The following is a 22,750-nucleotide window of genomic DNA, read 5'->3' on the forward strand; positions in this document are numbered from 1 at the left end:
GGCTGGGTGATTATATTTACGTTAATTAGATTGGGAATGCAGTGCATGACCTAACGTATGAAAGTAGCGTTCAATATTTTTGGTTATCGGTTGAATCTCATGGGGGAGGGGGAATCCTCCGGCGCGATCCAACTTAGAGTTGATGACATCAGATACTAAAAATTCGTTTTGAATGCTAGATTGGTGTGCAACAAAACACTCAAAAGCACGTGCTGTGAGCTCTTGCGGCAAACTATAGTAGAGCTGATGTGCTTGTTTGTCTAAATGAATTCCTCTTTGAAAAAAGGCACTTGGTTTATTGCCATCACTGCTAAGTAAAATACTTTTATAGACTTGGTCTAGCAGCTGATTGAGTGGATGAACTGTCTCTGGAGAATTTGTGAGCCAAAGCGATGAAGCAAAGTCGTTGGCCTTACTAAACCCAAACAGGTGCTTACAGATATAGTGATCAAATGCATGCCACCACTCATGAGCAAGCGCACCACCACCAGCATTTTTTGCAAGCGCTAAGGTTCTAGTAGATGGGGCATAGTGAGCCTGCCCCCCCTTTTGGCCACCACTGCCAAACGCGAGGTTCAAAGTACCTCTTAGGCCAATTGCGGTGGGAGGAAGAGAGAGTATTTGGGCAAGATCAGCCAGTGAATCATAGATTAAATTGGCACTTAGGTATTGTTCTTCTTTGGTAACCCAATTCCCTAAAATAATCGTTTTAAAGCCAAATGTTGTTTTCAATTCGTCAAAACAAACTTGATCACCAAACCGATAATCCGGTCCGGTGCGCTTGAAGTGCCTGTGTAATCTAGTGCTCTTCATTGAAGTATCGTTGTTTAACGTCTGCGGGCATAAACTTTGTCTGCTCATGTATCATACCTGCGAGCAAATCATGTAGCGGCTTTACGTTTAATGATTCGTAACAGGATAAGAAATGTGCGCATGCTTCTAGGGTTGATAAACTGTACGATTGTTCAGCTTTTCTAATCGAATACTTATTTTCTGGTAACTGTGAAAATGAGACCTTTTGAAGGTCACCTAACCAAGGGTTTAGCATGGCAATTTTATTTACTTTTTTCCAAGTTCCGTCTAATACGAAAAGCGTGTCTATCGGGGTCAAATTTTTATCAATATTTTCAACCTGAAGCGCATTTTCGCCTGGAAATAGCAAAGCGCAATGACTTGAAGTGGCTATTTTTTGTGGGATAAAAAAATCAGACGGGCTCTCGCCTTCGTATATTTGAATGTTATCGAGTTGAAGGTTTAGCAGTCTAACTGTATTTTTTGCTACACAGACTTCGCTTGGGTGCTGCAATATTATGATCGTCGTTTTATTGGTAATCACAGGGCTTATATAGTGACATACGCATGTTTTAATCGAAAAATGGCAAATATTGCAGGTACTTCTTTTCATATGGGCTTAGAACAGGTTACATTGGTATATATCTTAACATAATTTATAGATGGCTTTGCTCTTGTTGATACTCTTAACTAGCATATAGTTATAACTTGATATACGGGCAATAGGCAATAAAGGACTTTTATGGATACTAGAATTGATGAAACTTGCTTAGAGAACATGCAGGCACTGCTTGGAGAGCAATTTAATGATACGTTAGAGTTTTGTCTAAGCGAATTTGATCGTCTGGCAAATGAGGTTAAGGAAACTATTGATAATGACTTAGAAGCGGCAACAAGAAATGCGCACAGCCTGAAATCAAACGCGGCACAATTTGGTGCAATGAGCCTAGCTGACGTGGCTAGAACGATTGAAATGTCATTAGTCGAAAATAATATAGCGCATGCTAAAACGCAAGTAAGTGTTCTGTGCTCAGAGGTAGATGCCTCTAAAGCGCTTTTACAAAGGTGGTTGACGTCTAGTGTGTAAATAGGGCGCTTAGCTTGTTAATGGCGCTATAGAAATATACATAATAAGGCGTATTGCCCTAATCACACTGCAATTAAATAATCCTGCAATTGACTCTTTCAAAACCCCTCATTCATCGTTATGCTAAGTTTGGATTGAGGGGAATATTATGAATAAAATAAGTAAAAGCAATAAATTAAATGGGGTGTGTTATGACATTCGTGGGCCCGTTCTGTCACAAGCACAAAAAATGGAAGATGAGGGCGTCAAAGTCTTAAAGCTCAATATTGGTAATCCAGCAGCATTTGGCTTTGATATGCCTGAAGACATGCACCGTGACATTATTAGAAATTTGCGAGACGGGCAGGGGTACTGTGATTCAAAGGGATTGTACTCAGCACGTGTCGCTGTTTACCAATACTATCAGCAGAAAAACTTTCCAAATATCAGCGTTGATAACACCTTTATAGGCAATGGGGTGAGTGAGTTGATCCAAATGGTCACGCAAGCTCTATTGAATGACGGCGATGAAGTATTGATCCCCGCTCCTGATTACCCGCTTTGGACTGCCTCTGTTAAATTAGCAGGGGGTGCGCCAGTGCACTACATGTGTGATGAGTGTGCAGATTGGTTCCCTGATATTGCCGATATCAAAGATAAGATCACCAGTAAAACGAAGGCACTGGTATTAGTTAATCCGAATAACCCAACGGGAGCTGTGTATAGCAAAGCGCTATTACAAGAGCTTATCGAGATTGCCAGAGAGAATAAGTTACTGATTCTAAGTGACGAAATTTACGAAAAAATACTTTTTGATGGTACAGAACATTTTTCGATAGGTTCGTTATGTGATGACTTACCTGTGATTACGTTCAATGGGTTAGCTAAAACGTACCGAGCCGCTGGTCTTAGAATGGGCTGGATGGTGGCAAGTGGTAAAATTTCTGTCATGCGTGACTTACTTGAAGGGTTGAACATGCTCGCTTCTATGCGTTTGTGTGCCAATGTACCAGCACAATTTGCGATACAGCAGGCTTTAGGTGGTGTGCAATCGATAGATGACTTACTGCTACCCGGCGGGCGTTTGTATGAGCAACGCAATATTGCATGGCAGGGGTTGAACGAAATTCAAGGTATCTCCTGTGTAAAACCAAAAGGTGCTTTGTACGCCTTTGCGAAAGTTGATACAAAACACTTTAACGTTAAAAACGATGAGTTAATGGTACTTGACCTTTTAAGGGAAGAGAAAATACTGCTCGTTCATGGTCGAGCTTTTAATTGGCCTTCTCCTGATCATTTTAGGTTGGTTTTCTTGCCCCATAAAGATGAGTTAGAGCCTGCATTACAGTCTATGCACCGTTTTTTTGATCATTATCGACAGTAAGTTTTATTTTTAGAAGGGCGTTTAGCCCTTTGCGATATTGGTAATAAACTGAGAATATAATTTTGGTAAATTTGCTAATATCGCTTCCTTTCCAAGAACATCCTGCTCAGAAATTACTTGCTGAATTGTATTTAGCGATACATGTTGCTCTAATTTATACGCGGTCTTTAGATGGCTTATATGCCAAGGCTCCGCAGCAACTCCGCCTCGATATGTATCGTACGGTTTAAAAAAACCGAATTGTGACAATGACCCGTCAAGCCAGCATGAAAACTCATAAAATGGGCCGCCTGATTGATATTCCCAAGGTTCAAGCTGCAATGACTCTCCAGCTCCAAGGCAGTTACTGGCGTAAACATCCAGATCGCTGCCAAAATGATGTCGGCTTGTTCCTGGCAAGGCTGAAAACAACATTATTGCTTCAACAATTTTTTCGTCACTGAGATGTTGAATATCAACAGGTGCATTATTCTTATCAAGAATAGGACGTTTACCACTAAATTTAGCATTCCAAATCATGGCTTGACGCTGGAAACCTCTATGTGCAGATGCAATCGAAAACGTAAAGCCAGCTGTTTTTGCTGCTTTATTAAGGGCATCTAAGTCCTTGATTACCTCTTTGTGGACAAACTTATTTTGATACTCAACTAAATGAGATGAGTCTAATCCAAGTGCTTGAAGCGCAATGTTATTCATTACGCTTTTACCAAGAGCTTTTCAAGAATAGACTCGTAGATGAGCGCTAAATCGTCTAGAGACTGGGCACAGACTTGCTCGTCTACTTGGTGGATTGTTTTATTCACAGGGCCAAGTTCAATGACCTTGCAGCCTGTTTGTGCAATAAATCGACCATCTGAAGTACCACCAGTTGTTTCAGGATTTGCTTTTATACCTGTGACTTCTTTGATAGCTTCTAATGTGACGTTGAGCAACTCACCTGGCTCGGTTAAAAAGGGTAGGCCATTCACTGTCCAGTTGAGCTCATAATCTAGGTTATGCGCTTTTAATATTGCATTTACGCCGTCTTGCAACTGCTCAACAGTGGATTCTGTACTGAATCTGAAATTGAACTGCACATCAACAGTACCTGGGATGACATTGCCAGCCCCTGTACCACCGTTAATATTTGAGATTTGAAAACTGGTAGCAGGGAAAAACGCGTTGCCCGTATCCCATTCCTTAGTACTCAGCTCAGTAAGTGCTGGTGCCACATCATGAATTGGGTTTTTAGCAAGGTGGGGATAAGCAACGTGGCCTTGAATGCCTTTCACGGTTAAATAGCCAGTTAAGGAGCCTCTGCGACCATTTTTGACTACATCGCCTAATGTTTCTCTAGATGAAGGCTCACCTACAAGGCACATATCAATTTTCTCGTTGCGTGCTTCAAGCAAATCGACGACCTTGGTGGTCCCATTTACGAATGGCCCCTCTTCATCGGATGTGATCAAAAAGCTGATCGAGCCTTGATGGTTAGGGTGTTTTGCAATAAATCGTTCTGTCGCAACAACCATAGCCGCGAGCGACCCTTTCATGTCGGCAGCGCCTCTGCCGTGTAAAATTCCATCTTCAACTAAACCGGCAAATGGTGGGTGGCACCAATCTTTTTCATTGCCAATTGGCACAACATCAGTGTGTCCGGCAAAGCAAAAGTGTGGGCTTTCAGAGCCTTTTCTTGCCCATGTGTTGAGTGTATCAGTAAAAAATAGCTCTTCAATATTAAACCCCAGCTTTTCGAGACGGCCATTCATTAAGCTTTGGCATCCGGCATCTTCAGGTGTGACTGATTGGCGTTGGATAAGGGCTGAGGCTAGTTCAAGCACTTCGCTAAGTGGGGTTTGGCTCATTTAAAAATCTCTTGATATTGCGCTGCTTTGAAACCAATGTGTAGCTTCGAATCAACTTGTAAAATAGGGCGCTTGATCATCGCTGGTGCGTCGAGCATGTATTGCTTGGCAGACGCTTCATCAAGTGTTTGTTTTTGCTCGTCGCTAAGGGCTCTGTATGTGGTGCCACGTTTATTCAATACCGTTTCCCAACCTAGCTCTGTCACAAAGCTGTCTAGTAACTCCGGCGTTAAACCGTCTTTTCGGTAATCATGAAAAGCAAACCCAATATTTTGCTCTTGTAGGAACTTTTTCGCTTTCTTAATCGTGTCACAATTTGGAATACCGTATAAAACTATGCTCATAATTTACTAGCTCTTGATAATGTTATTAGCGGATCTTGGCCCGCGTTGACTTGATTTAGCGGATAATAACACGGGCCTAATTTATCTGCATTGAGAATTATGAGTGTGCCTGTGATGGGCAAATCCTGTGGTATATCAAAATAACAGAGAATATCGCCAGTGATGATGTGTTTTTGTCCAACACAGTGTTTAATAAGGTTTTCCATTTTGCGATATTCATTCGGAATATTGAGGTGCAATAGCAATTGCAATCCGGATTCTGCACGGATCACAAACTCACCCCCTTGTTGACCAACTTTTATTATTTTGCCATTGCATGGTGACATCATCAGTGCTTGGTTCATTTTGACACACACGCCGCTGCCTATCATGCCTGTTGAAAACAGAGACACAGGGTGGTTTGTCAATGGAAAAACTTTACCAGTAAATGGGCTGGCAATATGTAACAGGGGATTGGCAATTTGCGTAATTGGTGCGTAATTAATAGGTTTAGAAAATATCATTAAACAAAAAGGTAACCGTCTTTTCTCAGTGCTTGAATCGCATTATTTAGCTGTTGTTCTTTAACTAAAATGTAATCGGTGTCGTATGTTGAAATGGAAAAAATAGACACATTTGCACTCGCTAAAACACCTGAAATGTTGGACATGATCCCAGTTAGTGAAAACCCCAACGGACCGATTATCTCTATGGCCCTCCAGTATGGCTCAGCGGCAAAGCTATCTACTTTGATGTCAGAAGGGCAAACAATTGATAACTCTTCTGTTGTTTTAGCGATAAAAAAGATATCAGATTTGAGCACATTACTAGGAATGACCTCATCACTATCTAGGCTATGAATCGTAAAGTCTTGTTGTAGTATTTGTAGCGTTTGTTTTGACATACTTGCGCTCTAACTGCATCGACTCTTTCATAGTATAGGCAAGCAAAAGGAAAAGAAACCTTTTTATTTAGGGAGTAGAGATTGCCTACTCCCTTGATAGCGTTAAGAAAGGCTATTTAAGTACGTTGAGCCGCTTGGATTGCCGTCAATGCAATCGTATAAACGATATCATCAACGAGTGCTCCACGGCTTAAGTCATTCACAGGCTTTCTCATCCCTTGAAGCATAGGACCAATACTGATGAGCTCTGCGCTTCGCTGCACTGCTTTGTATGTTGTATTACCTGTGTTTAGATCAGGGAATACAAATACAGTTGCCTTGCCTGCGACTTTACTATTTGGTGCCTTTTTACGCGCGACGTTTTCCATAATCGCTGCATCGTATTGTAACGGGCCATCGATATCTAAATCTGGGCGTTTTTGCTGTGCTAATTCAGTTGCTTCTCTTACTTTATCAACATCAGCCCCTTGGCCTGAAGTCCCTGTACTGTAACTGATCATAGCAACTTTTGGTTCTATACCAAATGCAGCTGCTGAATCAGCAGATTGAATAGCGATATCAGCCAATTGCTCAGCGGTTGGATCTGGATTAATTGCACAATCACCGTAAACGAGTACTTGATCAGGTAGCAACATAAAGAACACAGAACTGACTAGCGATGAATCTGGTGCCGTTTTTATTAGTTGTAAAGGAGGACGAATGGTATTTGCAGTTGTATTGACTGCACCTGATACAAGCCCATCTACTTCATTCTCAGCTAACATCATAGTACCGAGTACGACGTTGTCTTGCAGTTGTTCTGCTGCAACGACTTCGGTTAGTCCTTTGTTCTTGCGCAGTTCAACCATAGGTGCAATATACTTATCAATCGCTTGGCTTGGGTCAACAATGGTGATGTTTTCGTTTAGCACCACGCCCTGTTGTGCTGCGATACGTTGGATTTCTTCATTATCGCCAAGTAAGACTGTTTTAGCGATGCCTCGCTCACCACAGATTGCCGCCGCTTTGATTGTGCGTGGCTCATTACCCTCTGGTAATACGATGGTTTTGTTTGCTCTACGCGCTTGATCCGTCAGCATGAATCTAAATGCCGGTGGGGATAGCTTTCTTGTACGAGCAACGCCTTGTGACAAACTATCTAGCCAATCTGGGTCGATATGATCTGCGTTGTGTTGCTTCACCTTATCAATGCGTTGTTCATCGTCCGCAGGTACTTCCATATTGAAGTTATGCAGTAATAACGATGTTCTCCATGTATCTGCTTCTGTTGCAAGGATTGGCAAGCCGGTATTCATTGCTTGCTCGCACAGCTCCATGATACGTGGCTCTGGCTTAAAGCCTCCAGTCAGTAGAATTGCCCCTAATTTTGTACCATTCATAGCTGATAGGCATGCAGCGACCAAAATATCTGAACGGTCGCCTGGAGTCACTAAAAGGGCGCCTGGCGTAAAATGATTCAGGATGTTAGACACTGTGCGTGCACAAAACGTAACACGGCGCAGACGTCTGTGAGCCATATCACCTTCATTGATGACTTCGGCTTGCAGGTATTCACTCAGATCTCTTACTCGTGGCGCAACAAGATCGAAATCCCAAGGTATAGCGCCAAGTAACATAAACGGATGTTTGCGGAAGATAGGCAGTGAAGCCAAACGATTCATCTCGTTTTCAAGTTGTTCTGGTTCATGCTGATCAACCAAATCAGCACGAGCGCGTCCATCTTCATCAAGCGGTGCATTGACCTTATTGAAGATACAACCGAGTACTCTCGCATGATCTATACCGCCATAGTTACCAGAAGCAATTTCTAAGCGGTCTTCAAGTTGGTCGTTGGTATCGTTGCCAGGCGTTAAGACAAACACGATATCAGCGCCTAATGTTTGGGCGATTTCTCGGTTTACACGACCTGCATAAGGTTGCTTACGTGTTGGCACCATACCTTCAATGATGGCAACTTCATCATCTTGCACGCTGCTTTCAAAGCGCTCTACTATTTCCTCTAGCAGGTCGTCGCCTTTACCATCACCAATCATTTGCTCTGCATAATGCAATTCGAAAGGTGTAGGGGGCTTTATTGATGAACCTTGCTTGATGATTAAAGTCGACTTCTCAGGGCCGACATCAGCATTTCTGGGCTGAGAAATTGGTTTGAAAAAGTTAACTTTTACAGCTTTTTGCTCTAAAGCTCGCACCAAACCGACAGAAACAGATGTTAATCCAACCCCAGTTGAGATTGGAATAAGCATGATCCTACGACCCATAATTATTGCTCCCCAGCAAGTGTTGCCGCATCTTGTGCAATAACAAGTTCTTCATTAGTTGGTATAACCATGGCAATAGGCGTAGATGAGCCTTCAGTAATTACGCCCTCGCTGCCAAATCTTGCTGCTAAGTTTCGCTCATTGTTTAACTGGAAGCCTAGGAAGCTTAACTGGTTGACAACGCTTGCACGGATCACATCAGAGTTTTCACCAATCCCACCTGTAAATACTAAGGCGTCAATCCCGCCAAGCGGTACTGCAAAACTCGCAATTTGCTTTGCAAGTCTGAAGCAGAATATGTCTAAAGCAAGTTTTGCTTTTTCATGACCTTGGGAAGCACTTTCTTCAATTGTACGGCAGTCGTTTGATAGCTCACTTATGCCAAGTAAACCGCTTTCTTTATTCAATAATGTGTCGATTTGCGCAGCAGAATAACCAAGCTGGTTAACTAGGTAGGCAAACAAGCCCGGATCAATATCACCACTTCGAGTGCCCATCACAAGGCCTTCTAAAGGCGTTAAGCCCATGCTGGTATCTACTGATTTTCCATTTTTAACCGCACAAACAGAGCATCCATTACCAAGGTGCGCAGTAACAACTTTTGAAGATTGATCACCTAAGCCTAATTGTTCGATGGCTTGAGCCGATACGTAATAATGACTGGTACCGTGGAAACCATATCGTCTGATACTGTGTTTTTCGTATAACTCATACGGTAATGCATATAAAAATGCGGTTGCATCCATTGTTTGATGGAAAGCTGTGTCAAAAACAGCAATTTGAGGAAGTGTTGAAAATGCTTCCGTGGCCGCTTCAATACCCAGCAGGTTAGCTGGGTTGTGTAAAGGTGCAAGTGTTGCTGTTTGCTTGATTGCCTCAAGCACTGTGTCGTCTATAAGTGCTGATTTGGTGAAGTGTTCACCACCATGCACAACGCGGTGTCCAACAGCAACAAGCTGTTGATCGAGCTTTAACGACTTTACTAGTTCAACTAGTTTGTTGATGGCGACTTCATGGGCCTCGCCATTAGATAGAGAAATAATGTGCTTTTGGCCATTAACTTTATATTTGATTTGAGGTGATTCTTCACCTAAGCGTTCCGCTAACCCGGATAAATGCTCTTTTGCAGAGCTCGAGTCTATGATTGCAAATTTGAGGCTAGAGCTGCCACAATTGAGGACCAAAACATGCGACGATGACATAATGACTTTCCGTTTTGACAATAAGAGTAGTTGCGTATTAAGCTAAATGATGAAGTTCATTCAGCATTACACTTAATACTAAGGTATAATTGACATGAATGACCGTAATTTTACCTTATTTTTTTGAGAAAAGTTAGCACCTAGGAGTTATGATGCAGAAAAGTCTTATTTCACAAGTGCAACTGGGCCGTCAATATGCCAAAGAATGGCCAATGCGTAAGGAACTCGCGCCTTTATTCCCAGAGTTTAGAGTGATTAGGGCTACGGATCTAGCTTTACAATCGATGCCAATTTTAGCGATATTTACTGTTTTTTTTCAAACAAGCTTGCTTGGTATGGAATATTTACCTCAATCAATAGCGATTGCGCTATTTTTTCTAACGCTTCCAGTACAAGGGTTACTATGGTTAGGAAAGCGATGTGAGACGTCGTTAAATCCTGCTTTAAATTCTTGGTATAGAGATTTATACCAAAAAATGGTTGCACATGGTTATCAAGGTGATATTTGCACACGAAAGCCAACTTATCGTGAGCTGGCCAAGTTGCTTAGTGATATGTTTGAAAAGATGGACAAAGCTTTTACCAAAGAAAACTTATAACATAGTAAAGTACGTTTAGATGTAGAGTTAAAAAAATCAGGTCCTCATCTACACTTTTCTCTTCCTCAGTGAGGCAAATATAAGCAAAAGGGGCATGTAACTTAATGTGCCCCCAGAGCTCGATTCAGCAGCTGATGAATGCTTTCTGTTTGATTGGTCAGTAGGCTCATTAGCTGGAGCAGTGGCATTGAGCTCAAAATTGTCTTGTGCAACTAAAACGCTTTCATAATACGCTTTCACATTAACAATATGCTTGCCAGCTTTATCAAGAGTAATGTTAACTTCTTGTCCATCAAGTGATAAACCATCTGGAAATTCCCACAGATAGTTTAATGAAAGTTCATAATCTGATGTGATTAAAACGCTAGCCGGTATTGTTTTTCCTGTTTCTATTATGTCAGGCAAAACCAAGTTAATAGATTTAATGGCAGGGGAAACGGCGTTGATTTCGTATTGCTTACTATAGCTCAGTTTTTCATTAACAGAGGCTACGAGTGAAACTGTATAAATCCCAGGTTTGTCATATTCGTGAACCGGATTTTCATTAGTACTTGTTGTTCCATCTCCAAAATCCCATAAATAAGATGTTTCTTGAGCTTCAAGTAGGTACGGTATGCAATACATTAAACTTGCTATACATATATTCCTTTTGATCGACATAAGTTAAATCCTTCACCATTAGGCTCACATTGATTGCTTATCAATGATAGAGCTGAACTTTATTTGCAAGTCAAAAACGTTGTTAATCTAATATAATTAAATGACATTTAAAATACATACTTTAATATTATGAAATTGTTTATATATTATCCTGTTTTGGATTTTTTATCTGGATAAGTTGTCGAGTATTGGTTATTTTTTATTAGTTTTATTTGGATGAAATAACTTCAGAAAGGAGTCTCAGTGTCTAACTTACGACTTGTTATTGCTTTACTTGCTTGCCAGCCTTTTACATATAATGCGATGGCAAAACAACAATTACCCTTTATTCATCAAGCTAACAATTTAAAATTGTCCGGATTTGAGTATAAATTAAACAAAGTTAAGGAAACTGATAGCGCAACTCGTTTTGAGCATTATGAATTATACTGGAATGGGGTACGGGTATATAATAGCGCTCTGGTCTTTCAAAATACGATTGGTAATGTCCCAGAGTTAATTTCTGGAAATACTAGATTAACCTCACATCTAGAGCCGGAGCTATTACATACCGCGAGGGTAGACAGTAAGTTTAAATTTGAAGATGAAGAAGTTACTCAGCATGTGTATCAGGAATACCCGTCAACTTCAGAGATTATTAATACTGAACGTTTAATTGTTGGAGATAAGGATCTAGCCCCTCATTTTGTTTATCAGATTGAGATGAAGTCAAAGCAGAATCGTCGTCAATTTTTAATTCTAGATGGCCAAACACTTGAGAAGTTAGGCTCCTCAGCAATTCATTACGCGTTTGAAGGGCACCATGATGAAAGCTATCACGCAGTCGCTACAACAACTGGTAATTATAAATTAGGTTTAAACTGTCACCAAGCACCAAATATGACAACTCAAAAATGTCAAAATACGGTACTGCCTATGGAGCACCCGCTGACACAAAAACACTTTCCTAATTATCCAAGGGTAAGTGATGTTTACTTTAGAGGTGAAGCAAGCGTCGCGTTTGACGAGTTTAGTGGCTACCCAATGGTTGTAAAGTTTGAAAACAACCGATGTATTTTTAAGAATAATTGGGTTGAAACATATCAAGGTAGTGCCTCAGAACCATATTCTTATGCATGTCCTGAGGGGGTAGAGGAAAGTCATGGTATAGATGGTGATCCTTATTTTTATTATTACTTGAAAGGTGCATTTAAAGGCGTTAACGACGGACATTTTTTTGGAGGAGTGGCTGCGCAAACACTACATTGGCATTTTAAAGCGCTCTTTCCCAATCAGCAAAACCGCTGCGATGCAGAAGCTGGCTATTGCCTGAATAAGATCAAGCAGCGCGTTGATGTTGTCAATCTTTATCAAAGTAGTTGGGACGGAGAGTTTACGAACTATGCTGGTGGAACCATAGGGAGCCCATATCCTCATGGAAGTTCTTTAGACATAGTTGCGCACGAAATTGGACATGCAATTTTAGAGTGGAACACAGGCAACATTATTTCAGATTTAAACTTTGAAGGTGAATTAGCTGAACTTCGCGCGAAACGCGCTGCTTTACATGAAAGTTTTGCAGATATCACAGCCATTGCAGTGAAAGATTATTATGCGCGTCATTTGCAAGCTGAACCGTCAGATTCTAACTGGATACATACTTCTATTTTCTCTGAGCTGTACCACTATGATAATAAGTTCTGGGGTATTGGTTATGATAGCAGACTTGCTAATTCATTTTTGCGACATGTATCCAAGCCTAGACTAGATGGCATTAGCATGGATGATTATCGAGATTATGAACAAACAAGGGGATCACATCAGCGCGCAGGGGCACTCAATAAATTGTTTTATTTAATTTCAAGCAGCGATGGTTGGAGTGTACAACGTGCGTATAGGCTGGTTTTAAAAGCGATGACAGGATGCTTTTCGTCAACAGCTGACATGTACGAGGCATCACAGTGTATTGTTGCTGTAGCTGATGAGCGTGACAAGCAACATATAATTAATCTCGCTGAGCAGGTCGGGTTTGTTGCAGCACAGAAGGTTAATAGCCAACTTAATGTAGCGGTGAAGCGCATGTATGGAGAAGCACAGCTTGACATCAATGATCCTAGAATATCGCAGGATAATATTACTCAGCTAGAGGTGAAGTTGGATGAAAAGTCACTTCTTTCGTGGGCTCCGCAAAGCGCTAAGCTGTGGGATGAGGTCAAGTCTACACGTCATGTTTTGGGTGCTGGGGAGCATAGATTATCATGGCATGTTGAACTTAATGATGGCACTGAATTGGAGTCAAAGCGGCTACTGAATTTATTTGAATCTCCGCTATGTAGGGCAGAGCAAAATACAGAACGTTTTATATCTGAACTGTCTTTGAACGGCCAAAAAAGTGAAATCGAAGCAGGGGTCAGTGAGATCATTTTGACCGAACCTGTGTATAAGCAATCACCTATTAATATAGAAATGCTAACTCTTGATAGCAATGTGGTTACTGCAGCCTATCTAGATAAAGATAGAAATGGCTATTTTGATTCAGATAGTGAAAAGCTGATCAATCATAGTGACTTGGGTGGAAAGGCTATTTATGACCTTAGCCAATTTCAAAACTTAGATTCTGGTCAAACTGTTGTGAGGTTTGTTTTATCTGCACAACAAGAAAGATCAAGCTGTACTGGATTGAATGAATCACAAGTCATAGATGTACATATGAGTCTAAATGAAGGGGAGTATACTGCTCCAAGCATTGATTTTGGCTTCAAACAAAAAAACAACGATTTGCATTTATCTGTCAGGCAGCTGTTTAGCAATGCGTATACATTTAAATGGATATTTGAGCAGGAAGAAGTTGTGACTTCTGACTATCACATTGTGAAGTCAATGAACCAGACGTCAGAGGTCACCTTAGTATTACTTCGTGATGGTGTAGAAGTTAACCGTTTGACTAAAACTGTGAATGTTGCACCACAACCAGAGATAAGCATTGATTGCCAGCAAAACGGAACTGAATGTAAATTATCGGTAGAAGGCGAGCTTCCGAGTAATATTGCTCGATTTGCTTGGCGAGTAGATGAGCAACACTATACGAGTAGTAATAGCTACTTAATATATGACTTCGGTACAACGGGGATTAAAAATTTGACTGTATCACTCGTTTTGCAGGGGGCTTCAGTTATATTCGAAAAATCACAGTCTATTGAGTTAAAAGAAGTTGTGGAATTTGATGTTGATGTACTGCAAGAAAACAAGGAATTTATCGTAAATATCTCAAAAATACTTCCGGCTAGTTATTCTTTAATTTGGGTTGTTAATGGCGTCGAATATCCGCACAGTGAAACGGGGACTGTTTTAACTGCGCTGTCTCCTGAAGACAGCGTAAGTTATATCTTGCAAAAAGATGGAGAACCAATTTTTGAAAAGCGCATTGATATTGTTCATGTAAATGACCCCAACTTGCAGATCTCTTGTCAAAGAGATGGTCTAGAATGCAAGTTTTTAGCAGAGCATCAGTCTGCTGCTGCTGATTTAAAGTATGTTTGGGACTTTGGCGATGGTACTGTTATAGAGTCTAATGCACACAGTATTAGTCATCGTTATCAAGAAGCTGGGGAATACGTTGCAAAGATTACGCTGGTGATCGATGGAAGAACGAGGTTTACTGCGCAGTCATTGGTGAAAGTTGACGTTAAGCCTTTAATAAAAATCAGTTTTAAGCAACATAACCAAACCTTGTCACTGAGCGCTTCAGGTGAGGTACATGATGGGATGGCATTTCAGTGGTTGATCAACAATGAAATAAGATACGGTCAGACGATTGATTATGATTTTCCTGACAAAACACAAATAACAAGTATCAAGCTTACAGTGTATGAAGAGGAGCAAGAGGTGCTTGAGGTGTTTGAGAATATTCAGGTTTTTGAAAGCTCTGGGTTAGATTTTAAGTGGGCTCAAGACAATTCAGAAGCGCCACTGAAGTTTAGCTTTACTGTAGAGAAGAGCTGAACTAAAACATTTAAGCCCGTTGCGATTTGCATACGGGCTTAATTGTTAATCACTTTACTAATTTTTTGTACTGAGTAATTAAAAACGAAAAGGTAATATCATGAACGTCTTTGCGAGAGAGCTCTTCGTAGTGAGAAGCTTTAAATTTCCATGCAAAAGGCGTCATTTGAATTAAGTGCTCAACAATATCAGTCGAGACTGCCTGATTATCTTCAACCAATGTTTGTTCAATCACTTCAAAGTCTTGTGGACATTCCGGCGCTTCATGTAAGTGCACGTTATCATAAATTTTTTGTTTTAGTTCAAACAAATGTTTAGGGCCAGGTCCAACAACTATGAGTGTACCATCGTCTTGTAACAAACGAGCAGACTCTTGTGCAAATACTGGTGCGAATATACTTAATACCACATCTGCCTGTTTGTCCTTAAATGGTGCGTCTTTACTTGAAGCGACGCTAAAGTGTGGTTTCTCATAACGCTTTGCGGCATATTTCACAGCTGGTTTACTGATATCTAATCCATATACTTGGGTCGAATCTGGCACCGCATCTGCGATTGCGTGAGTGTAGAAACCTTCTCCACAGCCAAGGTCTATCACGACATTAGGGCCTTTACTTGTAATGAGCTCTGCCAGAGATTGCTGTAAAAAACGGTAGTGGTTGGTAGCGAAAAATGCACGTCTGGCTTGCACCATATCAAGATTATCGCCAGGTTGTTTAGAGCGTTTAAACTGTACAGGCAATAAATTGACATAGCCTTCTTTTGCAAAGTCGAATTGATGACGGTTAATGCAGCCCAGCGTGTTGTTTGTCTGTGTTAATGCCTCTGAGCAAATAGGGCAGCGGTAGTCTAAAGTCATCTATCTAAATATTCCTGATCATAAAAAGTCCTAACCCAATTAGGACGATAAGTGATCATTAATGTGATGGCCATGCCATTTAACATGGCTTCAGGGAACCACATGATCACTGAGTAAAACATATAGTTGTATTGCAGCGTTTGCCAGTCGTATAAACCTAGGGTCCAATAGTAAACACTGGTGAATAGTATTTTACAGGCAGCAACAACGCCTGCGCAAATAAATGCACATACAAAAATATATATAAAAAAATGTTTTGGCAGGTATTGGTAGCAAATAACAAAAAGACCATAACTGATGTAGACAGGAAAAATCCCTGTTAATAACCAAAAAGAGAAAAAGTCAACTTGTGTTGTCGCAAAAGCTAAGTGGAGTAGGGAAGCCAGTAGCGTGCTGATTAAAGACAGTCGCCAGCCGAGCACTAAAGTAACCGTTGTTATGGCCAATATATGAATATCCAAATAGGGTAGGATCCCCGCCTGTATTTTCCATAAAATAGCCATAACAAGCGCACAACATAATACACCTGTTTGTCTTTGCGGTGTTTTGAGTAGTGTTAATAGTTGTGTTTTATCAAAACTAACTGCAAATGCGAACAAAGAAAACAGTATAGTTGCCATAAAGTGTTACCTATCATTATAGGGCAAACTATCTCTGTGCTTATATGTCGAAAGTAGCCCAAATCGGCGCGTGATCTGAAGGCTTTTCTATACCTCTAAGCTCATAATCAATATCACTTTCTGTACAGGTTGCCATTAAGCTCTCTGTTGCAAGCACGACATCAATTCGCAGCCCTCTATTATCGTTAAAGCCTTTAGAGCGGTAATCAAACCAAGAGTATTTCTCTTTTGCATCAGGTGTCAGCTCTCTAAAGGTGTCTTTTAATCCCCAATCCATCAGTGTTTTTAGCCACTCGCGCTCTTCTGGCTGGAATGAGCATTTACCGGTTTTTAGCCAACGCTTCATATTTGGTTCGCCTATACCGATATCACTGTCTGTAGGTGAAATATTAATATCGCCCATAACGACAAGATTAGCCTCTGGAGATTCATTGTTATTGAGGTGAGTCATTAAATCTTTATAAAATTGACGTTTGTATGGGAATTTAGTCTCATGACTGATGTTATCTCCTTGTGGAAAATAGCCATTCATGACAGTGACTTCTTTCCCATTGTCGCTCTCGAATACCCCTGAGATCATTCGTTTTTGGGCTTCTTCAGTGTCTGTTGCGAAACCCTTCAGAATAGATTTGGCTGGTTTCTTTGACAGTAAAGCGACGCCATAGTGGGCCTTTTGTCCATGAAAATAAACGTTATAACCCATGGCTTCTACATCGTCGATAGGGAATGCTTCATCATGGACTTTGATTTCTTGAAGTCCAATTACATCTGGTTGATGTTTGTCGATAAGTGCTTGTAGTTGGTGAAGTCTTGCTCTAAGACCATTGATATTGAAAGAGATAATTTTCATATTAAAGAGTCATTTTAAATAAAAAAGAGTGTAACACTTTTGCAGGTAGGATAGTTGAAAAGTTTACGGATACTCATGTCCTGTTTGTTAATTATTTAGAGAGGTTTGCATCGTTAAAGCAATGTTTTTATGAAGATGTTAATTGATCATTAAATGTGCAGAAAAGTTTATTTTTATCATTTACAGCGCAAATTTTGATTATATAATGCGCAGCAATTCGTTCACCCGAGGTAAATTATGTTTAAATCTTTCACTGTTGCTGCACTTATTACTATTACATCTTCGACTGCTTTTGCATCTCAAGCCCAAAGCTTTAAGGCAAGTAATGCATCTGCAATCTCAAAAGTATGTGAGGTTGCTGCAAATCAAGGCCTAAGCGCTGCACGCAAAGAAGGTGCTCAGCAAGGCATATTCATCTCGCGATTTTCAGAAACAGTAAAGTGCAATGGTGAAGATATTCGCACATTCGCAAAAACGCAAAGTGCTGTTCAAGTTGCTAATCAACCTAGCAAGTCTAAGCTAGTTGCTAAAAATACGTCAGTAGCAACGGAGCTTTGTATGAAAGCTGCGAAAGAAGGTTTAGATAGTCTTAAAACTTATCGCGGTCAAGCGAGAAGCTTAAAATGTAATAACTTACCTGTTAAGCAGTTTGTTCAGCAAATTCATAGAGCTGCATTGTAAGCTATATAGAATCAATTTTTTATTAAGCCTGACACATTGTGTTGGGCTTTTTTATTTTCTGCTATTTTATCATTTAAAATTTAAATCATTTCATTTTTATTTCTCTGTAGTAAATCCTGTAAATTATACCCCTTTATTTGTGTTTTTATTGTTTTTTCTATGTGTTATAAAGGTTAACTGGATGTTTTATTTAATAACACTACGGAGAAGAAAAAATGAAAAAGGGGATTACGCTAATTGCATCTGCAGTCAGTCTTGCGGTACTTGGAGTGGCAAGTCCAAGTTATGCAAATGAAAATGAAGTGGAGCGTATTGAAGTAACAGGTTCGCATATAAAGCGGTCAGACCTTGAAGGGCCATCGCCAATTCAAACAATCTCAGCAGGAGATTTAGCCGCGACTGGTTCAACCGACCTTATTGGTGCTTTACAAAAACTACCTGTTGCTGGTGCTGGTACCTTTAGTACACAGGGTAACTCAAGTGATGATACTGCTAACGGTGGTTCAAGCGTTGCGTTAAGAGGTTTAGGTGCGTCATCGACATTGGTACTAATTAATGGTCGACGTGTAGCTGTTAGTCCATTTGCTAAAGACATTGAAACATCTTTTGTAGATTTAAATACAATTCCAGTGTCATCTGTAAAAAGAATTGACGTGTTAAAGGATGGCGCATCAGCAACATACGGTTCGGATGCGGTTGCCGGTGTAATTAATATTGTATTACGTGACGACATCGACGGTTTTGAAGTGGCAGGTAAGATTTCTGACACAGCTGATGGTGGAGCGGAAGAAGAAAACTTTACACTATTGTGGGGTAGCTCAACAGACAAAGGGCATCATAACTTCTCACTGGATTACTTCAAACGCGGCGATGTATTTTATGCGGATAGAGACTATGCATCCACGGCAGACCAAAGATTCAGAGGGGGTAATAACGCCCTGAGTTCATCAGGGATTCCAGGCAGTATTGAAGTAGTAAGATCTGACGTAACTGATGCTCAATGGGAAGCGCTACCTGTTACTCGCGTTGAAGACGATGGTACTAAAGTTAGGCAAACGCTATTTGCTGACGAGTGGGGAAATGATAAGTGCCCAGAGGATTTGATTATTGGTAATATTTGTCGTTATGACTATGCACCACATATGACATTAATCCCGTCTACAGAACGTATTAGCTTCAATTATAATGGTGTACAAGAGATAACGGACGGCATTGAAGGTTTTGCGGAGTTCTCTGCACAGCATACATCTACTTTTATACAAGGTGCAGCGAGTCCAAGCTTTACAGAATTATTTATGGATGGTGACAACCCGAATCACCCATTAGCGGACCAACCAGAACACTTTCTTCATGGTGTAAATATCTCAATGCGACGACGTACTGTTGATATCGGCAACCGTAAAAAAGACGTAGACTCAGAATATTATCGTGCTGTGATGGGGATGCGTGGCGAGTTTAAAGAGTGGGACTGGGAATTTGCATATTCTTCAATTCGTTCGAGTGCGGTTGAAAAAGGCTTTGATGGTTTTCCCAATAAGTTAAGAGCACAAGCGGCCATTGATAGTGGTGAATGGAACCCATTTGAGCCAAGTCAAAACTCCCAAGCTGTGTTAGATAAAATCGAAACGACCACAACACGTTATGGTGCATCAACGATGCAATCATTTGATGCAACGATTTCAGGCGAGCTATTTGAATTTGGTGACGGTTATGTCGCCGCTGCGTTTGGTTTAGAGCATCGTTATGAAAAAATAGAAGATAATCCCGACAGCCAATATTTAAACGGGGAAATATTTGGTACAGAAGCAACACAAGCAAATGGTGACAGAGACAATACTGCGATATTTGCAGAATTTAATGTGCCAGCGACTGAAAGCCTAGAATTACAATTAGCCTTGAGACACGAGGATTACAGTGACTTTGGTAACACGACAGATCCAAAAGTGGCATTTCGTTGGACACCACTTGAAGAAATTGTTGTGCGAGGTTCATGGGGGACAGCATTTAGAGCACCTTCATTGGTGCAGTTGCATTTAGGTAAAACGGAAGAGTCTCCAAGTGTTATAGACCGAGACCGCTGTAAAATTACCAAAGATCCATTAGATTGCGAACCTTTTGAATATACAGCCGATGTTGCGGGTAATAAAGCTTTACAGCCTGAGGAGTCAACAAACTATAATTTAGGCGTGATTTGGCAAGCATCTGATGAATTTAGTATCGGCCTAGACTACTGGAACTATGATCAAGATAACCTGATTAAAAAAATTGGTGCTCAAGACATTGTAGATTGCTGTGGCGACGACTCAAGTTTAGTTATTAGAGATCCAAGTACAGGAGGCACGCCTGGTCGTATTCGTCGTATTAAAGATACATTCGTCAATATTGGTGGCAGAAAAACAGATGGTATCGATATTGATTTAGAGTATAGATTACCAACTCAAGATATGGGTGAGTTTAAATTTGGTTATAACGTTACTTATGTAATGAGTTATGATGAAGAGCTAATCCAAAACGATGCGAATGGCAATCCGATTACGGTTATAGAAGACGAAAATGGCGAGTACCAGCACCCAGATATGCGTTGGAATGCGCGAGTAGATTGGGCATTAGATGACTGGGTAGCTAATTTTAGTGTGAATTACATTGATTCATATAATGATTTAGCTGATAGCGATGGCAATAAATTTAAAATAGATTCTTGGACAACTATAGATACAAGTGTCACATATATTGGCTATGACAAACTAACCTTGACAGTGGGTGCATCCAACTTGACTAATGAAGAAGCACCATTTGCACCGTCTGAAACAATGGGTGTAGATAACAAAACGCATAGTATTCTTGGTAGACAGGCTTATCTTAAGTTTGCTTACAAGTTTTAAATACTTAAATTTTTAAAATGTCATGCCCAACTGTAAATTGTTGGGCATTTTTTTGCCTAATTTTACAGGGTCTTTCTTTGACTAGTTTCTCATTACCTCTACTCTATACCTTATTAGCCGAAGGATCTTTGTGATGTATTGCGTTAAATTTATTGTTACTGGTACTGTTCAGGGGGTTGGGTTTAGGTATCACACTAAAATCACAGCCCATGCTTTAGGATTGGCAGGCTTTGCTAAAAATTTACCAGATAGAAGTGTTGAAGTTGTTGTTACAGGAAATCCTGACAAAATAGCAGAATTGGAGCTTTGGTTACAAAAAGGCCCAGTGATGGCAAAAGTAAGTTCTGTTACTCGAGAACAAGTAGATTATTTACTGTGCGATGGCTTCGAAATTTATTAAAAGAGCACATTTTTTCTAAAATATAATTGGATAAGTCAACTGTAAATATTGGTGTACGCCTGTTGGGTTTGAATGAAATTAAGTCAGTTTATACATAAAAAAAGAGGCTAATTAGCCTCTTTTTTCAAATAAAGCGAGAGATTAACGCTCACCTTGGTCTTTGTAATCGCGTGCTGTGTAGCCAGTATATAGCTGACGAGGACGACCGATCTTATGACCTGCTTGAGAAAGCATTTCATTCCAGTGTGAAATCCAGCCAACTGTACGTGACATAGCGAAGATCACAGTGAACATACTTGTTGGAATGCCGATTGCTTTAAGGATGATACCTGAGTAGAAATCTACATTCGGGTAAAGCTTTTTCTCGATGAAGTAAGGGTCTTCTAGTGCGATTTGCTCTAGCTTCATTGCAACATCTAGTAATGGATCTTGGATGTTAAGCTCTCTTAGAACTTCATGGCACGTTTGACGCATTACTGTCGCGCGCGGGTCAAAGTTCTTGTAAACACGGTGACCGAAGCCCATAAGACGGAATGGGTCATTTTTGTCTTTTGCTTTTGCTACGTACTCGTCGATACGGTCTACAGAACCGATTTCTTCAAGCATAGTTAGACAAGCTTCGTTTGCACCACCGTGCGCAGGGCCCCATAGTGACGCGATGCCAGCAGCGATACATGCATACGGGTTTGCACCTGAAGAACCGGCTAAACGTACTGTTGAAGTTGATGCATTTTGCTCGTGGTCAGCGTGAAGCATGAAAATGCGGTCCATAGCTTTTGCAAGAACCGGGCTTACTTTGTATTCTTCAGCTGGGACAGAGAACATCATGTGTAAGAAATTTTCTGCGTAGCTCAAGTCGTTACGTGGGTATACGAACGGTTGACCAACGTTATACTTGTATGCCATTGCTGCAATAGTTGGTAGCTTGGCAACTAGCTTAGTTGCACAACGCATACGTTGTTCTGAGTCTGAAATATCTAAATCATCGTGGTAGAAAGATGATAGTGCGCCTACTACACCACACAGCATAGCCATTGGGTGTGAGTCAACACGGAAACCTTGGAAGAAAGCTGCAATTTTCTCGTGCATCATAGTGTTACGAGTAATCTCGTCAGAGAAAGTTGCTAGCTGTTCAGCATTTGGTAGCTCGCCATTTAATAGTAAGTAGCATAGCTCAATGTAGTTTGAGTGCTCTGCAAGCTGTTCAATCGGGTAGCCGCGGTGAAGAAGTACACCTTTTGCACCATCAATGTAAGTAATAGATGATTCACAAGAGCCAGTCGACATGAAACCAGGGTCATATGTGAAGAAGCCGTGAGCACCTAAAGTACGAACGTCGATAACGTCTTGGCCTGCTGTGCCAGAGTGGATCGGTAGTTCGATTGGATCGTGCCCATCGATATGGACTGTGGCTTTCTTATCTGCCATCTAACTTATCTCCT

The 22,750-nt window shown here is 40.7% G+C and carries 21 protein-coding genes; 7 read left to right on the plus strand and 14 right to left on the minus strand.

Going from position 1 to position 22,750, the window contains the following annotated elements:
- Nucleotides 1-21: 21 nt before the first annotated feature.
- Together L1077_RS15395 and L1077_RS15400 are read right to left on the minus strand one after the other, a co-directional pair.
- Nucleotides 22-861 (minus strand): CLCA_X family protein, encoded by an 840-nt coding sequence (locus tag L1077_RS15395; RefSeq protein WP_237137721.1) that lies wholly within the window; start codon nt 859-861, stop codon nt 22-24.
- Nucleotides 800-1,405 carry a tRNA-uridine aminocarboxypropyltransferase gene (locus L1077_RS15400; protein ID WP_237137724.1) on the minus strand — a complete coding sequence of 202 codons (606 nt, stop codon included), beginning with the start codon at nt 1,403-1,405 and terminating at the stop codon, nt 800-802. The genes L1077_RS15395 and L1077_RS15400 overlap by 62 nt, the downstream gene beginning before the upstream one ends.
- 129 nt (nt 1,406-1,534) lie before the next feature.
- Here L1077_RS15400 and L1077_RS15405 point away from each other — a divergent pair, with 129 nt between their 5' ends.
- Together L1077_RS15405 and L1077_RS15410 are read left to right on the plus strand one after the other, a co-directional pair.
- The gene (locus tag L1077_RS15405; RefSeq protein WP_211036303.1) at nt 1,535-1,879 is read left to right on the plus strand and encodes an Hpt domain-containing protein; all 345 of its coding nucleotides are present in this window, start codon (nt 1,535-1,537) and stop codon (nt 1,877-1,879) included.
- Between the two features lie 148 nt (nt 1,880-2,027).
- On the plus strand, nt 2,028-3,242 hold the full coding sequence (locus tag L1077_RS15410; RefSeq protein ID WP_211036305.1) for a pyridoxal phosphate-dependent aminotransferase: 1,215 nt from the start codon (nt 2,028-2,030) through the stop codon (nt 3,240-3,242).
- Between the two features lie 21 nt (nt 3,243-3,263).
- Here L1077_RS15410 and L1077_RS15415 read toward each other — a convergent pair whose 3' ends face one another.
- The 7 genes from L1077_RS15415 to L1077_RS15445 form a co-directional block, all read right to left on the minus strand.
- A complete protein-coding gene (locus L1077_RS15415) occupies nt 3,264-3,938 on the minus strand; it encodes a M15 family metallopeptidase (protein ID WP_237137726.1) in 675 nt (224 codons plus the stop codon).
- Nucleotides 3,938-5,086 carry a succinyl-diaminopimelate desuccinylase gene (gene dapE / locus L1077_RS15420; RefSeq protein WP_237137728.1) on the minus strand — a complete coding sequence of 383 codons (1,149 nt, stop codon included), beginning with the start codon at nt 5,084-5,086 and terminating at the stop codon, nt 3,938-3,940. Before dapE ends, L1077_RS15415 begins: the two co-directional genes overlap by 1 nt.
- Nucleotides 5,083-5,430 carry an ArsC family reductase gene (locus L1077_RS15425; protein ID WP_237137730.1) on the minus strand — a complete coding sequence of 116 codons (348 nt, stop codon included), beginning with the start codon at nt 5,428-5,430 and terminating at the stop codon, nt 5,083-5,085. Before L1077_RS15425 ends, dapE begins: the two co-directional genes overlap by 4 nt.
- Nucleotides 5,427-5,933: a PTS glucose transporter subunit IIA gene (locus tag L1077_RS15430; protein WP_237137732.1), complete on the minus strand. Its 507-nt coding sequence runs from the start codon at nt 5,931-5,933 to the stop codon at nt 5,427-5,429. The genes L1077_RS15425 and L1077_RS15430 overlap by 4 nt, the downstream gene beginning before the upstream one ends.
- Complete coding sequence (locus L1077_RS15435; RefSeq protein ID WP_237137733.1) at nt 5,933-6,313, minus strand: ACT domain-containing protein; 381 nt, start codon at nt 6,311-6,313, stop codon at nt 5,933-5,935. Before L1077_RS15435 ends, L1077_RS15430 begins: the two co-directional genes overlap by 1 nt.
- A 116-nt stretch (nt 6,314-6,429) precedes the next feature.
- Entirely contained in the window at nt 6,430-8,574 is a 2,145-nt protein-coding gene (pta, locus tag L1077_RS15440) for a phosphate acetyltransferase (RefSeq protein WP_237137735.1), read from the minus strand.
- 2 nt (nt 8,575-8,576) lie between these two features.
- Nucleotides 8,577-9,776, minus strand: a complete 1,200-nt coding sequence (locus L1077_RS15445; protein ID WP_237137737.1) for an acetate kinase — start codon at nt 9,774-9,776, stop codon at nt 8,577-8,579.
- A gap of 152 nt (nt 9,777-9,928) precedes the next feature.
- On the opposite strand from L1077_RS15445, the gene yfbV reads away from it, so the two are divergent.
- Entirely contained in the window at nt 9,929-10,375 is a 447-nt protein-coding gene (gene yfbV, locus L1077_RS15450; protein ID WP_237137806.1) for a terminus macrodomain insulation protein YfbV, read from the plus strand.
- Nucleotides 10,376-10,423: 48 nt separating this feature from the next.
- Here the strand turns inward: yfbV and L1077_RS15455 are convergent, their stop codons facing one another.
- Complete coding sequence (locus L1077_RS15455; protein WP_237137738.1) at nt 10,424-11,035, minus strand: PKD domain-containing protein; 612 nt, start codon at nt 11,033-11,035, stop codon at nt 10,424-10,426.
- A gap of 243 nt (nt 11,036-11,278) precedes the next feature.
- On the opposite strand from L1077_RS15455, the gene L1077_RS15460 reads away from it, so the two are divergent.
- On the plus strand, nt 11,279-15,016 hold the full coding sequence (locus L1077_RS15460) for a M4 family metallopeptidase (RefSeq protein ID WP_237137740.1): 3,738 nt from the start codon (nt 11,279-11,281) through the stop codon (nt 15,014-15,016).
- Nucleotides 15,017-15,065: 49 nt separating this feature from the next.
- Here the strand turns inward: L1077_RS15460 and rlmA are convergent, their stop codons facing one another.
- The 3 genes from rlmA to xthA are packed head-to-tail and all read right to left on the minus strand — an operon-like array spanning nt 15,066 to nt 17,345.
- Nucleotides 15,066-15,875, minus strand: coding sequence for a 23S rRNA (guanine(745)-N(1))-methyltransferase (rlmA, locus tag L1077_RS15465; RefSeq protein WP_237137742.1), 810 nt, complete (start codon nt 15,873-15,875; stop codon nt 15,066-15,068).
- Nucleotides 15,872-16,495: a hypothetical protein gene (locus tag L1077_RS15470; protein ID WP_237137744.1), complete on the minus strand. Its 624-nt coding sequence runs from the start codon at nt 16,493-16,495 to the stop codon at nt 15,872-15,874. Before L1077_RS15470 ends, rlmA begins: the two co-directional genes overlap by 4 nt.
- A 40-nt stretch (nt 16,496-16,535) precedes the next feature.
- Nucleotides 16,536-17,345: an exodeoxyribonuclease III gene (gene xthA / locus L1077_RS15475; RefSeq protein ID WP_237137746.1), complete on the minus strand. Its 810-nt coding sequence runs from the start codon at nt 17,343-17,345 to the stop codon at nt 16,536-16,538.
- A 237-nt stretch (nt 17,346-17,582) separates the two neighbouring features.
- On the opposite strand from xthA, the gene L1077_RS15480 reads away from it, so the two are divergent.
- The 3 genes from L1077_RS15480 (at nt 17,583) to yccX (ending at nt 21,308) form a co-directional block, all read left to right on the plus strand.
- A complete protein-coding gene (locus tag L1077_RS15480; RefSeq protein WP_237137748.1) occupies nt 17,583-18,026 on the plus strand; it encodes an exonuclease III in 444 nt (147 codons plus the stop codon).
- A 215-nt stretch (nt 18,027-18,241) separates the two neighbouring features.
- A complete protein-coding gene (locus tag L1077_RS15485) occupies nt 18,242-20,908 on the plus strand; it encodes a TonB-dependent receptor plug domain-containing protein (protein ID WP_237137750.1) in 2,667 nt (888 codons plus the stop codon).
- Between the two features lie 133 nt (nt 20,909-21,041).
- Nucleotides 21,042-21,308: an acylphosphatase gene (gene yccX / locus L1077_RS15490; protein ID WP_237137752.1), complete on the plus strand. Its 267-nt coding sequence runs from the start codon at nt 21,042-21,044 to the stop codon at nt 21,306-21,308.
- Between the two features lie 141 nt (nt 21,309-21,449).
- On the opposite strand, the gene L1077_RS15495 is transcribed toward yccX, so the two are convergent.
- On the minus strand, nt 21,450-22,736 hold the full coding sequence (locus tag L1077_RS15495; protein WP_237137754.1) for a citrate synthase: 1,287 nt from the start codon (nt 22,734-22,736) through the stop codon (nt 21,450-21,452).
- Nucleotides 22,737-22,750: the final 14 nt, after the last annotated feature.

This window comes from Pseudoalteromonas luteoviolacea, from assembly GCF_021654285.1.
Classification (GTDB): domain Bacteria; phylum Pseudomonadota; class Gammaproteobacteria; order Enterobacterales; family Alteromonadaceae; genus Pseudoalteromonas; species Pseudoalteromonas luteoviolacea_J.

What these genes read in the sequence shown, in the direction of transcription:
- L1077_RS15395 (WP_237137721.1), bottom strand. Translation starts at nt 861, where the DNA reads ATGAGCAGACAAAGTTTATGCCCGCAGACGTTAAACAACGATACTTCA.
- L1077_RS15400 (WP_237137724.1), bottom strand. Translation starts at nt 1,405, where the DNA reads ATGAAAAGAAGTACCTGCAATATTTGCCATTTTTCGATTAAAACATGC.
- L1077_RS15405 (WP_211036303.1), top strand. Translation starts at nt 1,535, where the DNA reads ATGGATACTAGAATTGATGAAACTTGCTTAGAGAACATGCAGGCACTG.
- L1077_RS15410 (WP_211036305.1), top strand. Translation starts at nt 2,028, where the DNA reads ATGAATAAAATAAGTAAAAGCAATAAATTAAATGGGGTGTGTTATGAC.
- L1077_RS15415 (WP_237137726.1), bottom strand. Translation starts at nt 3,938, where the DNA reads ATGAATAACATTGCGCTTCAAGCACTTGGATTAGACTCATCTCATTTA.
- dapE (WP_237137728.1), bottom strand. Translation starts at nt 5,086, where the DNA reads ATGAGCCAAACCCCACTTAGCGAAGTGCTTGAACTAGCCTCAGCCCTT.
- L1077_RS15425 (WP_237137730.1), bottom strand. Translation starts at nt 5,430, where the DNA reads ATGAGCATAGTTTTATACGGTATTCCAAATTGTGACACGATTAAGAAA.
- L1077_RS15430 (WP_237137732.1), bottom strand. Translation starts at nt 5,933, where the DNA reads ATGATATTTTCTAAACCTATTAATTACGCACCAATTACGCAAATTGCC.
- L1077_RS15435 (WP_237137733.1), bottom strand. Translation starts at nt 6,313, where the DNA reads ATGTCAAAACAAACGCTACAAATACTACAACAAGACTTTACGATTCAT.
- pta (WP_237137735.1), bottom strand. Translation starts at nt 8,574, where the DNA reads ATGGGTCGTAGGATCATGCTTATTCCAATCTCAACTGGGGTTGGATTA.
- L1077_RS15445 (WP_237137737.1), bottom strand. Translation starts at nt 9,776, where the DNA reads ATGTCATCGTCGCATGTTTTGGTCCTCAATTGTGGCAGCTCTAGCCTC.
- yfbV (WP_237137806.1), top strand. Translation starts at nt 9,929, where the DNA reads ATGCAGAAAAGTCTTATTTCACAAGTGCAACTGGGCCGTCAATATGCC.
- L1077_RS15455 (WP_237137738.1), bottom strand. Translation starts at nt 11,035, where the DNA reads ATGTCGATCAAAAGGAATATATGTATAGCAAGTTTAATGTATTGCATA.
- rlmA (WP_237137742.1), bottom strand. Translation starts at nt 15,875, where the DNA reads ATGACTTTAGACTACCGCTGCCCTATTTGCTCAGAGGCATTAACACAG.
- L1077_RS15470 (WP_237137744.1), bottom strand. Translation starts at nt 16,495, where the DNA reads ATGGCAACTATACTGTTTTCTTTGTTCGCATTTGCAGTTAGTTTTGAT.
- xthA (WP_237137746.1), bottom strand. Translation starts at nt 17,345, where the DNA reads ATGAAAATTATCTCTTTCAATATCAATGGTCTTAGAGCAAGACTTCAC.
- L1077_RS15480 (WP_237137748.1), top strand. Translation starts at nt 17,583, where the DNA reads ATGTTTAAATCTTTCACTGTTGCTGCACTTATTACTATTACATCTTCG.
- L1077_RS15485 (WP_237137750.1), top strand. Translation starts at nt 18,242, where the DNA reads ATGAAAAAGGGGATTACGCTAATTGCATCTGCAGTCAGTCTTGCGGTA.
- yccX (WP_237137752.1), top strand. Translation starts at nt 21,042, where the DNA reads ATGTATTGCGTTAAATTTATTGTTACTGGTACTGTTCAGGGGGTTGGG.
- L1077_RS15495 (WP_237137754.1), bottom strand. Translation starts at nt 22,736, where the DNA reads ATGGCAGATAAGAAAGCCACAGTCCATATCGATGGGCACGATCCAATC.